Raw genomic sequence first — 13,258 nt, forward strand, 5'->3', positions numbered from 1 at the left:
TCAGGCCACGACGGTGGCGGCGAAGTCGACGTCGGCGGCGTCGACGGTGCCGGCGGTGCGGCCCGGGGCGCTCTGGAACCGCCAGTAGAGGTTGGTGTGCGCGATGACCTGCGCCGGCGGGGGCGCGCCGTAGCCGGACAGGTCCTCGGTGGTGTGCGCGTCGGCGACCAGGACGGCGTCGTAGCCGCGGGTGAACCCGCCGTGCAACGTCGAGCGGACGCAGGCGTCGGTCTGCGCGCCGGTCACGACCAGCCGGCCCACCCGGGCGTCGGCGAGCACCCGCTCCAGGTCGGTGTCCTCGAACGAGTCGCCGTAGGCCTTGTGCACCAGCGCCTCGTCGTCGCGGCGCGTCAGCTCCGGCACGATCTGCCAGGGCTCGCTGCCGGTGGGCAGGTCGTCGGCGTGGTGCTGCACCCAGACGACCGGCACACCGGCGGCGCGGGCCCGCTCGACCAGGTCGGCGATGGTGGCGACCACCCGGTCGCGGTCGTGGGCGTCGCCCACCACGCCGTTCTGCACGTCGATGACGAGCAGGGCGGTGCGCGGGCGGTCGGTGAGCGTGGTCATGGCGGGACTCCCTCGGCGGCTGTCGTCGCGACGAACCTAACCGTGGCCCCCGACACTTCCGGGCCGGTTCAGAGGCGGTGCCCGGTGGTGGCGTCCACGTGCCCGGGCACCGCGTCGTGCCGGTCCCCGACGCTGGACGTGCCGGACGGCTCGAACATCAGGATCGACGCGCCGTCCGGCGCGTACGGCCGGTGCTGCACCCCGCGCGGCACCACGAACACCGCGCCGCGCGGCAGCGTGACCTCGCGCTGCCCACCGTCGGCGCCGTCGCGCAGCGCGATGCGCAGCTCGCCGTCGAGCACCAGGAAGAACTCGTCGGTGTGGTCGTGGCTGTGCCAGACGTGCTCGCCGGCCACCTTCGCGATCCGCACGTCGTAGTCGTTGACAGTGGTGACGATCCGGGGACTCCACAGCTGGTCGAAACGCGCCAGGGCGGCGGCCAGCTCGATCGGTTCAGCGCTCATCCGGCCATCCTCGCGCACCGTGGACGGTCACAGGAACCGGTGCATGACGTGCAGGCCCACCCGACCCGCGCGCGGGTGGGCGAACGCCTGCGGCACGGTGCCGACCACCGCGAAGCCCAACTGCCGGTAGAGCGCCACCGCCGCGGTGTTGGTCTCCACCACGGCGTTGAACTGCATCGCGGCGAACCCGCGCCGGCGCGCCCAGTCCAGCGCGTCGGTGCACAGCGCCCGACCGACGCCCCGGCCGCGGGCGGCCGCGGCGACCATGAAGCTCGCCGTCGCCACGTGCGAGCCCGGCCCGGGCCGGTTGGCGCCCATCTTCGCGGTGCCGAGCACCGCGCCGTCGTGGTCCACCGCCACCGAGGTACGCCCCGGCGGCCGCTCCAGCCACACCTCGCGCGCCACCTCGGCCGGCCAGGCCGGGTCGTAGACGAACGTGTCGGCGGCGGTGACGACGTCCTCGACGATCGGCCAGACCTGACGCCAGTCGGCCTCGGTGCAGTCACGGATACGCATCGCCGGCACGGTAGCGCCGCCCGGGGCGTCCCGCCACCGCTTTGCGTCCGCCCGGGGCGTCCCCGTACCGCTCTGCGTCCGTCCCGGACCGGCGGGGCAGCGCCGACGCGCGACGGCGGGCCATCATGGACGGGTGGCCGAATCCGTCACCGACGTCGCCCGTCGCGACGTCGCCACGCCCGAGCCGCCGCCCGCCGGGCCGCGCACGGTGGCGCCCTGGCTGGTCGGCGCCGCCCTCACCGCCGTGTTGCTCCTGCTCGCCGGCCGCTACGGCTACCACCGTGACGAGCTCTACTTCCTGCTGTGCGGGCGGCACCTCGACTGGGGCTTCGTCGACCAGGGGCCGCTCGTGCCCGCCCTGGCCCGCGCCGCCGACACGATCGCGCCGGGCAACCTGGTGCTGCTGCGTACCCCCTCGGCGTTGATCGGCGGCGCCGCGGTGGTGCTGGTCGGCGCGATCGCCCGGGAGCTCGGCGCCGGCCGCGCCGCCCAGTCGACCGCGGCCGTGCTCGCCGCCGCCTCCGGCATCGTCCTGGCCGGCGGCCACCTGCTCAGCACCACCACCGTCGACCTGCTGGTGTGGCTGGTCGCGGCGCTCTGCGTGACCCGGATGCTGCGCACCGGCGACACCCGATGGGCGCTCGGCGCCGGGCTGGCCCTGGGCGTGGGGTTGCTCAACAAACCGCTGCCCGCCCTGCTCGGCGTCGGCCTGGTCGCCGGCGTGCTGATCGCCGGGCCGCGTCCGCTGGTGCGCGACCGGTGGGTCCTCGCCGGCGCGGCGGTCGCCGTGCTGTTCGCCGCGCCCTACGTCGCGTGGCAGGCCGCGCACGGCTTTCCGCAGCTCTCCGTCGCCTCCGCCATCGCCGGGGGCGACAGCTCCTACAGCGGCCGGCTCGACGCGGTCGTGCTGCAGCTGGAGATCATCAGCCCGTTCGCGGTGCCGGTGTGGGTGGCCGGGCTGGTCGCCCTGCTGCGCCGCCCGGCCTGGGCGGCGTTCCGGGCGCTCGCCTGGGCCTGGCCGGTGGTGGTCGCGATCGTGGTGCTGGCCGGCGGCAAGGGCTACTACGCCGCCCCGCTGCTGCTGGTGCTCACCGCGGCCGGCGCGGTGCCGACGGTCGGGTGGGCGCGGCGCGGCCCGGCCCGGGCCCGGCAGGCGCTGCTCGCCGTCGCCGCCGTGCCGATGGTGGCCGGCGGCGCGGTGCTGATGCTGCCCGTCCTGCCGGCGGACCGGCTGCCCGGCTTCGTGGTCGACGTGAACTACGACGCCGGCGAGACCATCGGCTGGCCGGCGTTCGCCGACTCCGTCGCCGCCGTGCACCGCGGCCTGCCGGCGCCGGAGCGGGACCGGGCGGTCGTGCTCACCGGCAACTACGGCGAGGCCGGGGCGCTGGCCCGCTACGGTCCGGCGCGCGGCCTGCCCCGCGCCTATTCCGGGCACAACAGCATGGCTGCGTTCGGCCGGCCGCCGGCCGACGCCGACGTGGTGATCGCCGTCGGCTGGTCCCGCCCCGACCAGCTGCGCCGTTGGTTCACCGAGGTCACCGAGGTCGGCCGGGTCGACCAGCGGGTCGACGTCGACAACGAGGAGAACGGCGAACCGATCTTCCTCGGTCGGGGCCTGCGTCGGCCGTGGGCCGACATCTGGGACGGCGAGGTCCGGCACGCCTCCTGAGCGGCGACGGCCATACTTGTCGCCATGCTCTGGGGTGTCAGCGGGCCGCTCTTCCTCCTCGACTACCTGGGCGCGGTGGCCGTGGCCGTCGCGGTCGCCCTGGCGGTGCGGGAGCTGACCGGGCGCCGGGCCCGCGGCGCGACGCCCGACCGGGTCGAACTGGCGTACCTCACCGACCGGGCGCTGCTGGCCTGCCAGGTCGGCGTGGCCGCGCTGCGCCGCGCCGGCGGGGTGACCGTCGGTGAACTCGCCACCCTGCAGGCCGAGGGCCCGCCGCCGCCCCGCGCACCCGGGCTGGTCCGCGCCCTGCACACCGCGCTGCGCCGCCCGCAGACCTGGGCCGCGGTCCTCGCCGACCCGGACGTCGGCCGGGCGCTGCGCCGCAGCGTCGCCCGGCTGGCCCGCGACGGTTGGCTGCTCACCCCCGGGCAACGGCGGCGGGTGGCCCTGGGCACCCTGCCCCTGTTCGCGGTCGCCGCCGTCGGCGTGACCCGGCTCGTGGAGAGCGCGGTCGAGGGGCGCACCGCCGGCGGCCCGGCGTCCGTCGCCGGTCTGCTGCTGTGCTGCCTGGCCACCGCGCTGGGCGGCTGGTGGCTGACCGAGGTGCCCGAGACCGGCGCCGCCGCCCGCCGGCTGCTGCGCCGGCTGCGCCGCGAGCACGCCGAGCTCGATCCGGAGCGCCGCCCGGTCTGGCAGGGGCGCGACACCGACGCGTTGCTGACCGCCATGGCGCTGTTCGGCCCCCGGCCGCTGCTCGCCGTCGACCCGGCCTTCGCCGTGCAGGTCGGCGTCGACCCGGAGCGCGACCGCCCACGCCCCGAGCGCCGGCCCGCCCGCCGCTGAGGGGCCCGCCGGGCTCCTCAGCCGCGCCGGCCGACCGCCCCCGGCGGTACGACGCCCTGGTGCCAGCGCGGGGAGCGGCGCGGGCCGCCGGACCGCCGGGACATCGACCGGATCAACCCGGCGTGCACCCGCTGTTCGTCGCGTTCGGTCAGCCCGAGCTGGTTGTGCAGCAGGTGCACCATGCCGAACGCCGCGGCGCCGTCGTAACCGGGTGCGCGCCGGTGCGTCTCCAGCAGCCGCGACCAGCAGGTCAGCGGGTGCTGCTCGGTGGCCAGCGCGGCGGCGATCCGGCGCCACCGTGTCGGCGACACCACCGCGACGTCCCGGGCGCCGGCCACGACGGGCGCGTCGGCGACCCGCAACGCGGGACAGGTGCGCACGGCCGCCACCATGGTCAGGTCGACGGCGGCGCCGAGGCGGGCCGGTCGGTTCGGCGTCATGCCGATCAGCTCCACCGCCACGTCGACCAGCCGCAGGTCGGGCGTCGGCGGCCCGGCGAGCTGCGGCAGGCGCGCCGGCCCGTGCGCGCCGACCGCCGCGCAGAGCCCGGCCAGCCGGGCCGCCAGCAGCCCCGGCGCGCCACCGAGCAGGTGGATGTCGACCACCCGCGGCGACTGGCGGGTGAAGGACCAGCCGGACAGCTCCCCGACCGCCTGCAACTCGCGCAGGAGCGGGCCGACCCCCCGTGTCACGAACGCGTCGGCCACCGCCGCGCGCGCGGGCAGCAGGCATCGAAACACGTGCCAGCGGTCGGACGGTCTCCCCTCGGCCCGGACCTCCGGTGGACTGTCCAGACAGGATGGGCCCTGCATCGTCATGAACGGTTCCCCCAACGTAGGCGTCGCACCCGCCGCAGTCGACGGTAGGCCAAGCCCACCGATGCGACAGTAGGGAAAACCCGACACTGGGGTGAACTGAGCGCGAGCGCGGCGGCGCGCTGAGTCGCGGCTCGGGAAACCGAACGTGGTCGGTCGACCACGCACGATTCCTCTTCCCAGACGGTCAGATTCAGCCACTCTCGCGATCGTCACAGTTGTTTCGCGCTCGTAGAGTGGCACCGGGCGCTCGCCCCGACGCCGGCGACGATCCACCGGTTCGGGAGCGCCACGCGGTCCACAAGGGGCGGAACTGGGGGGCGGCTGATGCTGGACCGGACCATGTCACCTGGCCCCGCCCGACCTGATCGCGTCGAGGCGGACCCGCCAGCGGTGCGCCGGTGACCGGCGTCGAGCCGGCCTCGTCCGGCGGCCCCCTCGAGCCGCTGGTCGGCCGCAACTGCGCCCTCGACCTGTTCGACCGGGCGCTGTGCGCGGCGCGGGCCGGGCAGCCGTCGATGCTGGAGTTCGCCGCCGACCCGGGCTGCGGCAAGACCCGCCTGCTGCGGGAGCTGGCGGTTCGGGCCGGGCAGGCGGCCGTGCCGGTGCTCGCCGCCGCCGGCCGCGACGGCGACCGCATGCGACGACTGCTCACCTCGCTGGTCGGTCCGGCGGCGCACCGGGCCGAACCGGTCACCGGCGCCTCGGTGCTGCTCCTGGACGACCTGCACCTGGCACCGCCGGCGGTGGCGGCACTGTTGGCCCGCCTCGCGCAGGCGCCGCCGGCCGGGCTGCTGCTGGTCGTCGCGTACCGGCCGCGACAGATGCCCGGCTGGGCGACGGCCGCGCTCGGCGGCGTCGTCCAGCTGAACCGTCGCACGTTCACCCTGTCGCCGCTGGACCCGGCCGGCGTGGCCGCGCTGCTCGGACTGCCGGACGGCCGCGCCGGGCAGCGGGTGCACCGCCTCTCCGGCGGCGTGCCCCGCTACGTGCTCGCCTACCGGCCCGAGGCGTTGGACGGCGCGGTGGCCGCGCTGCGTGGCCTGCCCGCGGAGTTGCCGTTCGAGGTCACCGCCGCGGTCCAGCTCGACGTGGACGCGCTCGAGGTCGACCAGCGGCAGATGCTGGAGGCGGTCTCGGTGTGCGCGGAGGGGTTCGAGCCGACGCTCGCGGGCGCGCTCGCCCACCGGGATCCCGCCGCCACCAGCGACCTGCTGGACGGGCTGGTCGCCGCCGACCTGCTGCGCACCGACCCGGCGCTGGCGCCCACCCTGCGGTTCCGCCACGAGGTCGACCGGGCGGTGGTCTACCGCTCGCTGTCCCCCGGGCGGCGCCGCCGCCTGCACGCCGTCGCCGCCGACATCCTGCGCGACCTCGGCCACCCGGTGACGCGCTACGCCGAGCACCTGTCGGCCGGTGGGCAGGGCACCGACCCGGCGGCGGCCGACGCGCTGATCGAGGCGGCGGAGAGCCCGCGGACGCCACGCCCGGACGCCATCCGCTGGCTGACCGGTGTGCGCCGGCTGCTGCCGGACGCCGGGTCGACCGACCCGCGCCGGGTCCGCCTGGACTTCGCCACCGCCGACGCCCTGGTCGGCGCGGGACGGCTGCGCCAGGCCCGCACCCTGTTGCAGGACCTCAGCCGCCGGGCGTTGCCGGGCGAGGACCAGCGGGTACGCGCGCTCGTCGCCCGGGCCCGCGTCGAGCGCCTGCTGGGGCGCCCGTTCGACGCGTACGCCCTGCTGCTGCCGCACCTGGACGCGCCGGCCGGGGCGCGGGCCCGGTTCGACCTGACCGTGGAGGCCGCCGTGGCGGGCGCGCTGTGCGGCGCGGCCGGCGCCGGGCAGCACGCGTGCGAACTGGGCCGGCTCGCCGACAAGCTCGACGAACCGGGGTGCGGCACCACCGCCGCCGTGGTCCGCTGCTTCGTCGCGGCGCACGTCGACTGCGGCTTCCCGGCCGAGGAGGCGCTGAGCCGTGCGTCGTCCGAGGTGGACGCGCTCGCCGACGACGAGCTCGCCCGACACCCCGATCTGCTGGCGCTGCTGGCCTGGGCCGAACATCTGCTCGAACGGGACCGGTCGGCGTTGCACCACCTCGACCGGGCGCTGGAGATCTGCTGCCGGGCCGGCCTGGTCGCGTTGACCCCGTGGCTGCTGATCGGTCGCTGCGCGGTGACCTGCCGGCTGGGCAGCCTCGACCGGGCGCTGAGCGAGGGCGAGGACGCCGAGGAGGTGGCCGTGGCGATGGGGGTGGAACCGCTGGTCGGGCTGGCCCGGGCGCATCGCGCCATCGCGGTGGCCTGGCGGCGTGGCCCGGCCGCGGCCCGCCAGTTGGCCGAGACCGCCGTGCTGGACGCCGCCACCCGCCGGCCCAACTGGTACGACGGGGTCAGCCAGCGGGTGGCCGTGCGACTGCGGTTCCTGGCCGGCGACCGGGTCGGCGCGGCGCCGGCGTTGCTGCGCGCCTGCGGCGGCGTCGAACTCGGGCAGGTGGAGGCTGCCGGCCGGGCCTGCTGGGCCTCGTCGCTGGCCGAGATGACCCACCGCGCCGGCCGGCGGGACGAGGCGCTGCACTGGCTGGCGGTGGCCGGGCGGCACGCCCAGCGGCTGCGGCTGCGCGGGCAGAGCGCCATGGTGCGCATCAGCCGGGCCCGGTTGACCCTCGACGCCGATCCGCGTGGCGCGGCGGAACTCGCCGGCGCCGCCGCCGACAGCTTCGCCGACATCGGCTGGCGGTTGGACGAGGCGTCGGCCCGGCTGGTCCGGGCGCGGGCGCTGTGCGACGTGCGGGAGTGGGCGGCCGCGGAGGTGGAGTTGGCCGAGGCCCGCCGGATCGCCGACCTGGTCGGCTCGCCGCCGTTGCGGCGCGCGGTCGCCGGTGTGCAGAGCCGGGCGGCCGGCGCGGCGGGGCGTCGCCCGGACAGCGCGGCCCGGGGCGAGCTGACGCTGACCCGGCGGGAGTGGGACATCGCCCGGCTGGTCGCGGCGGGAGCGAGCAACGCCGAGGCCGCGGAGCAGGTGTACGTGACAGTGAAGACGGTGGAGGCCCACCTGACCCGGATCTTCCGCAAGACCGGGGTGTCCTCCCGGGCGGCGTTGGCGGCGCTGCTGGCCACCGGCGCTGTCAACTATCGGGGTCCCGCCTAGCACCCCTGTTCACCCCGGTGGCCCGAAGAGAGATGAAGGATAGGCGACCGCAGGATGGTGTCGGACATCTAGCCTCCTGTCATACTGAGATCCGATATCTTGTCTCCCACCGTCGAGCACCCCCGTTCAAGCAGATCGGACGGCCTCGCTGCCCCACCGGACATGCGCAGGAAGGCATCGCCGTGAGCCAATACATCATCACCATCGTCCCGGTGGAGGACGACGGCGAGCAGATCACCGGTCCGGTGGCCCAGACCGTCGTGCGTCTGGACACCGGTGACGGTCACCCGGTCGTCCGCGAGCTCACCGTCCGCGCTCCGCAGAGCGCCGGCCTCACCGGCGAGTTGCCGTACGTCGACTTCGACGCCCTGCTGCGCGCCTTCGTCCCGCCGCAGGACCGCGAGCGCGGCCGCAGCGCCGGCTCCGGCGGTCGCCCGGAACAGGGTGTCGGACCGGTCCCCGCGGCCACCGCCGTCACCCCCGCCGCCGCGCCGCCGGCGCCGCCGCGCCCCGCCCGCCGACCGGCCGAGCCGGAGCGCCTCAGCCGACTCAAGAGCGGGCGGGCCTACCGGCGGGCGCCCGACGCGGCCGACCTCGAGGCGATCTACGAGCAGGTCGGCACCATCAGCCGGGTCGCTGAGCACTTCGACGTGCCGGTGCACACCGCGCAGGGCTGGATCAGCCGGCTGCGACGCAAGCACGGCACCGAGGTGAGCGCGGGCTGACCAGCCCGCGGGCCGGAGGGCGTACCGGCTCAACCCGGTCCGACCGTGCCGGCCAACGCCTCGGTGACCGCCGGCGCCGCGCCGTCCAGCCACCGCCCGATGCCCACCTCGGCGGTGTCGAGCTCGCGTTCGAGCACGCACAGCCCGGGCACCGGGACGCAGGCGCCCACCTCGGCCAGCAGCGCACCCAGGTGGGTGTCGACGACGCGGCGGTGCCCGGACCGGGCCGCGGTCATCAGCGGCACCGCCACCACGCCGGCCAGCGCGCCGCGGGGAAGCACGTCCACGAAGAGCTTCAGCAGGCCGCTGTACGCCGCCTTGAAGGTGGGGCTGGCCACCAGCAGCAGCCCGGGACGGCGGACGGACTCCAGTGCCTCGTCCAGCGCCTCCGGGCGGCTGCCCTGACCGACCAGCTCGGCGGCCAGCTCGGACAGGTCGATCACACCGGGTCGTCCGACCGGGGTGCGGCCGTCGGCCAGCCGCTCGTGCAGCGCCGCCGCGGTGCTCAGCGCCACGGTCCGGGTCCGGGAGTGCGGCTTCGGATTGCCGATCACCACGGTCAGCGGCAGGTGCCGCGCCGGCGCCGCCATCACCGCGCCACCGGCTCGGGCGCCCGGCCGGCGTCGGCGGCGAGCAGGCCGTCGTGCCGGAGCAACGGCAGCACCCCCTCACCGACCCAGTACGCCTCCTCCAGGTGCGGCTGTCCGGAGAGGATCAGGTGGTCGACGCCGGCGGCGTGGTACTCGGCGATCCGTTCGGCGACCTCCTCGTGGCTGCCCACCAGCGCCGCGCCGGCGCCCGGCCGGACCAGCGAGTAGCCGGCCCAGACGTTCGGGTGGACCTCCATCCGGGCGTTGCCGCCGGCGTGCAGCGCCGCTGCCCGCCGCTGCCCCTCCGACTCGGTACGCGAGAACCGCTTGCGCGCCGCGTCGATGCGCGCCTGGTCCACGCCCGCGAGCAGCCGCTCCGCCTCGGCCCAGGCCTCCCGGGCGGTGTCCCGGCTGATCACGTGCAGCCGACTGCCGGTGCGCAGCGTCCGCCCCTCCTCCGCCGCCCGGTCGCGGGCCCGGTTCAGCAGCTCGCCGAGGAGGGCGGGAGTCTCGCCCCAGGCGAGGTAGACGTCCGCGTGCCGGGCCGCCGCCTGCTGGGCCGCGGGTGACGAGCCGCCGAGGAACACCGTCGGCGGGGCCTCCGGCGGCCGGGCCAGCAGCGCGCCCCGCACCCGGTAGTGCGCGCCGGTGTGGTCCACCGGCCGACCGGACCAGAGCCGGTTGAGGATGGCCAGGAACTCCTCGGCCCTGGCGTAGCGGTCGTCGTGGTCCAGCCAGTCGCCGTAGCGGTGCTGTTCGTCCGGGTCGCTGCCGGCGACGATGTTGAGCAGCACCCGCCCACCGGTGACCCGGTGCAGGGTCGCGGCCATCTGGGCGACCAGGGTGGGCGAGACGAGCCCCGGCCGCAGCGCGATCATGAACTTGAGCCGTTCGGTCTGCGCGGCCAGCGCGGACGCCACGATCCACGGGTCCTCGCAGAACAGCCCGGCCGGGGTGAGCACGCTGGCGAAGCCGAGCCGGTCGGCGGCCTGGGCCACCTGGGCGAGATAGCCGACGTCCGGTGCGCGGCGGGTGATCCGCGCCGGCCGGGCGCCGCCCCGCGTGGGCTCGGCCAGGTCCCGGCCGTCGCCGTGCGAGGGCAGGAACCAGTGCAGTTCCAGTGGCATCGGGTCACTCCCCCCTCGGCGCGGTGTCGAAGCGCGCGGGCATCGCGGTGATCGCGTTCATGAAGTTGGTCCGCATCCGGCGGACCGGTCCGGTCAGCCGCAGGCCGGCCAGGTGCGGTCGGACCGCGGTGAGGAAGGCCGCCATCTCCAGCCGGGCCAGGTGCGCGCCGAGGCAGAAGTGCGGTCCGATGCCGAACGCCAGGTGCGGGTTCGGGTCGCGGCCCAGGTCCAGCCGGTCCGGGTCGGTGAACGCCTCCGGGTCCCGGTTGGCCGAGCTGTAGTAGACGACGACCTTGTCGCCGGCGGCGATCCGGGCGCCGTCGAGCACGGTGTCGCGGGTGGCGGTCCGCCGGAACTGCATGATCGGGGTGACCCAGCGCAGCAGCTCCTCCACCGCCGCCCCGGTCAGGTCCGGCTCGGCGATCAGGCGGTCGCGCTGCTCCGGGTGCTCCACCAGGGCCTGCACGCCCCCGGAGATCAGGTGTCGGGTGGTCTCGTTACCGGCGATGACCAGCAGCAGCCACAGCTGGCACAACTGCGCGTCGGTCAGCCCCCGGCCGTCGGACTCGGCGTGCACCAGCAGGCTCATCAGGTCGTCGCCCGGTCGGGCCCGCCGCTGCTCGGCGAGCTGCCGGACGTAGGCGAAGGCGGCGGCGAAGGTGTCCCGGTAGCGCGCCACGCTGCCGCCGCCGTGCTCCGGGTCGTCGAAGCCGACCAGGTTGTTGCTCCACTCGAACAGCAGCTTGCGGTCGGTGGCCGGCATGCCCAGCAGGTCGGTGAGGACCAGCAGCGGCAGCTCGGCCGCCAGGTCCGCCACCACGTCGACGTCCCCGGCGGCCACCGCCCGGGACACCACCTCCTCGGCGTGCCGGGTGACCAGCTCACGCAGGCGCCCGACGGCGCGCGGGGTGAACGCGCCGGCCACCAGCCGGCGTACCCAGGTGTGCTCCGGCGCGTCCATGTTGATCAGAAGTTGCCGGTTGCGGTCCAGGTCCGCCGGGGTACGCGGGTCGGCGAGGAACGCGCCGCAGGCGGCCGAGGAGAACAGCGCCGGGTCCCGAGAGACCGCCGACACGGCGGCGTAGCGGGTGACCGCCCAGAAGCCCCGCCCGCGCGTCGTGCTCTCGCCGTCCCGGTCGGTGCGGGTCAGCGCGACCTCGTCGACCCGGGCGACGGGTGCCTCCCGGCGTCGTCGGGCGAACTCGGCGTGCGGCACGCCGGTCAGATACGTACCCGGGTCGGCGAGCAGGCCCGGCGGGGCCGGCGCGTGCCGGTGGCGCTCGCGCAGCGCGGCGCGCGGCACCTTGCCGGTGGGCTCCCGGGGGATCCGGTCGACCAGCTCGTAGGAGCGCGGCACCTTGAAGCCGGCCAGGCCGGCCCGGCAGTGCGCGTCCAGGACCGCCTCGACGCCCTCGGCCGGCCACGCCGGGTCGAGCTGCACCAGCGCCTTGACCTGCTCGCCGAACTCGGCGTCCGGCACCCCGACGACCACCCCGTCGGCCACCGCCGGGTGGGTCAGCAGCACCGCCTCCACCTCGGCCGGGTACACGTTGACCCCGCCGGAGACGATCAGTTCCGCCGAGCGGCCGGTCAGGTAGAGATAGCCGTCGTCGTCGAGGCGGCCGAGGTCGCCGAGGGTGAAGGTGTGCGGGGCGACGTGCGCCCTCTCGGTCTGCTCCGGGGCGTTGTGGTAGTGGAAACCGCGGCCCGGGGGACGCCGGACCGCGACCCGACCCTCCTGCCCGCTCGGGACCGTTTGGCCCGCGTCGTCGACCACCAGGACCTCGGTCGGCGGCGCCGGCCGGCCCACCGTGCCGGGCCGGGCCAGCCAGGTGTGCGAGTCGGCGAGGGTGACGATGCCGGCCTCGGTCGCGGCGTAGTACTCGACGAACACCGGACCCCACCAGTCGATCATCGCGCGCTTGGTCTCCGGCGGGCACGGACCGCCGCCGTGCCAGATGCGGGTGAGGCCGGCGCCGGAGAACGCGGCGCGGGTGGCGTCGTCGACGCGCAGCAGGCGGATGAACTGCGTCGGCACCAGATGACTGATGGTGATCTTCTCGTCGTCGATCACGCGCAGCACCTCGACCGGGTCGAACCGTCGGCGCATCACCAGGGCGCAGCCGCGCAGCAGCGGGAACTGGGCGAAGAACAGCTGCGCCGAGTGGTACCAGGGGCCCACCAGCAGGGCCCGCCCGCTGGTCGGGATGCCCAGCCCGCCACCGAGCGCGGCCGTGGTGGCGGCCACCCGCTCGATCGGCGCGCCGACGGTGAGCAACGGGTTGACCACGCCCTTGGGGCGGCCGCTGGTGCCCGAGGTGTACAGCAGCACGCCGCCGGAGACCGCCGGGGCGGCGTCCGCGACGGGCAGCTCGGCGAGCGGGGTGAAGCCGTCCCCGCCGTCCACGGTGACCAGCACGGCCGGCGTGTCCGGCACCCGGTCCACGGCGGCGCGTACGGTCGGGGCGTAGGCGGCCTCGGTGAGCACCGCGCGGGCGCCGGAGTCGGCCAGGATGTGCGCGATCTCCGGCGCGGTCAGGTGCCAGTTGACCGGCACCGCCACCAGGCCGGCGTGCACGCAGGCGAGCAGCGCCTCGAAGGTCTCGTGCCGGTTGCCGAGCACGAACGCCACCCGGTCGCCGCCGGTCAGGCCGGCGCCGCGCAGCACCCCGATCCACCTGTCGACCGCCCGGTCCAGCTCCGCCCACGTCCGGGTGCCGTCCTCGTCGACCAGCGCGGTGTCGGCGCCGGCGTCGCGCACCATGTTCTCCAGCAGCTCGGCCATCCGAA

The 13,258-nt window shown here is 76.2% G+C and carries 11 protein-coding genes; 4 read left to right on the forward strand and 7 right to left on the reverse strand.

Going from position 1 to position 13,258, the window contains the following annotated elements:
• The 3 genes from GA0070213_RS03460 to GA0070213_RS03470 all read right to left on the reverse strand — a co-directional run bounded on the left by GA0070213_RS03460 (window position 1) and on the right by GA0070213_RS03470 (window position 1,547).
• Entirely contained in the window at window positions 1-567 is a 567-nt protein-coding gene (locus GA0070213_RS03460; protein ID WP_091057021.1) for an isochorismatase family protein, read from the reverse strand.
• A gap of 68 nt (window positions 568-635) precedes the next feature.
• The gene (locus GA0070213_RS03465; protein ID WP_091057025.1) at window positions 636-1,031 is read right to left on the reverse strand and encodes a cupin domain-containing protein; all 396 of its coding nucleotides are present in this window, start codon (window positions 1,029-1,031) and stop codon (window positions 636-638) included.
• Between the two features lie 27 nt (window positions 1,032-1,058).
• A complete protein-coding gene (locus tag GA0070213_RS03470) occupies window positions 1,059-1,547 on the reverse strand; it encodes a GNAT family N-acetyltransferase (protein WP_091057029.1) in 489 nt (162 codons plus the stop codon).
• A gap of 133 nt (window positions 1,548-1,680) precedes the next feature.
• Here GA0070213_RS03470 and GA0070213_RS03475 point away from each other — a divergent pair, with 133 nt between their 5' ends.
• Together GA0070213_RS03475 and GA0070213_RS03480 are read left to right on the forward strand one after the other, a co-directional pair.
• Window positions 1,681-3,219, forward strand: a complete 1,539-nt coding sequence (locus tag GA0070213_RS03475; protein ID WP_091057033.1) for a glycosyltransferase family 39 protein — start codon at window positions 1,681-1,683, stop codon at window positions 3,217-3,219.
• A gap of 24 nt (window positions 3,220-3,243) precedes the next feature.
• Window positions 3,244-4,062 (forward strand): TIGR04222 domain-containing membrane protein, encoded by an 819-nt coding sequence (locus GA0070213_RS03480; protein WP_091057036.1) that lies wholly within the window; start codon window positions 3,244-3,246, stop codon window positions 4,060-4,062.
• 17 nt (window positions 4,063-4,079) lie between these two features.
• Here GA0070213_RS03480 and GA0070213_RS03485 read toward each other — a convergent pair whose 3' ends face one another.
• On the reverse strand, window positions 4,080-4,880 hold the full coding sequence (locus GA0070213_RS03485) for a hypothetical protein (protein WP_139128611.1): 801 nt from the start codon (window positions 4,878-4,880) through the stop codon (window positions 4,080-4,082).
• Window positions 4,881-5,278: 398 nt separating this feature from the next.
• Between GA0070213_RS03485 and GA0070213_RS03490 the strand changes: the two genes are divergently transcribed.
• Both GA0070213_RS03490 and GA0070213_RS03495 read left to right on the forward strand, forming a co-directional pair.
• Window positions 5,279-8,026 (forward strand): LuxR C-terminal-related transcriptional regulator, encoded by a 2,748-nt coding sequence (locus tag GA0070213_RS03490; protein ID WP_091057043.1) that lies wholly within the window; start codon window positions 5,279-5,281, stop codon window positions 8,024-8,026.
• 182 nt (window positions 8,027-8,208) lie between these two features.
• Window positions 8,209-8,751, forward strand: coding sequence for a hypothetical protein (locus tag GA0070213_RS03495; protein ID WP_091057047.1), 543 nt, complete (start codon window positions 8,209-8,211; stop codon window positions 8,749-8,751).
• Between the two features lie 29 nt (window positions 8,752-8,780).
• Here GA0070213_RS03495 and GA0070213_RS03500 read toward each other — a convergent pair whose 3' ends face one another.
• Genes GA0070213_RS03500 through GA0070213_RS03510 form a run of 3 tightly spaced genes read right to left on the reverse strand, consistent with a single transcriptional unit; the run spans window position 8,781 to window position 13,253 of the window.
• Window positions 8,781-9,341 (reverse strand): NADPH-dependent FMN reductase, encoded by a 561-nt coding sequence (locus GA0070213_RS03500; RefSeq protein ID WP_091057050.1) that lies wholly within the window; start codon window positions 9,339-9,341, stop codon window positions 8,781-8,783.
• Window positions 9,341-10,468, reverse strand: coding sequence for an LLM class flavin-dependent oxidoreductase (locus GA0070213_RS03505; RefSeq protein ID WP_091057053.1), 1,128 nt, complete (start codon window positions 10,466-10,468; stop codon window positions 9,341-9,343). The genes GA0070213_RS03500 and GA0070213_RS03505 overlap by 1 nt, the downstream gene beginning before the upstream one ends.
• 4 nt (window positions 10,469-10,472) lie before the next feature.
• Window positions 10,473-13,253, reverse strand: coding sequence for a cytochrome P450 (locus tag GA0070213_RS03510; RefSeq protein ID WP_091057057.1), 2,781 nt, complete (start codon window positions 13,251-13,253; stop codon window positions 10,473-10,475).
• Window positions 13,254-13,258: the final 5 nt, after the last annotated feature.

The sequence above is a fragment of the Micromonospora humi genome, from assembly GCF_900090105.1.
In the GTDB taxonomy this organism is placed as follows: Bacteria; Actinomycetota; Actinomycetes; order Mycobacteriales; family Micromonosporaceae; genus Micromonospora; species Micromonospora humi.

Bases quoted from the DNA above. Each gene is read 5' to 3' on its own strand.
- GA0070213_RS03500 (WP_091057050.1), bottom strand. From the start codon at position 9,341: ATGGCGGCGCCGGCGCGGCACCTGCCGCTGACCGTGGTGATCGGCAAT.
- GA0070213_RS03460 (WP_091057021.1), bottom strand. From the start codon at position 567: ATGACCACGCTCACCGACCGCCCGCGCACCGCCCTGCTCGTCATCGAC.
- GA0070213_RS03505 (WP_091057053.1), bottom strand. From the start codon at position 10,468: ATGCCACTGGAACTGCACTGGTTCCTGCCCTCGCACGGCGACGGCCGG.
- GA0070213_RS03470 (WP_091057029.1), bottom strand. From the start codon at position 1,547: ATGCGTATCCGTGACTGCACCGAGGCCGACTGGCGTCAGGTCTGGCCG.
- GA0070213_RS03485 (WP_139128611.1), bottom strand. From the start codon at position 4,880: ATGACGATGCAGGGCCCATCCTGTCTGGACAGTCCACCGGAGGTCCGG.
- GA0070213_RS03480 (WP_091057036.1), top strand. From the start codon at position 3,244: ATGCTCTGGGGTGTCAGCGGGCCGCTCTTCCTCCTCGACTACCTGGGC.
- GA0070213_RS03465 (WP_091057025.1), bottom strand. From the start codon at position 1,031: ATGAGCGCTGAACCGATCGAGCTGGCCGCCGCCCTGGCGCGTTTCGAC.
- GA0070213_RS03510 (WP_091057057.1), bottom strand. From the start codon at position 13,253: ATGGCCGAGCTGCTGGAGAACATGGTGCGCGACGCCGGCGCCGACACC.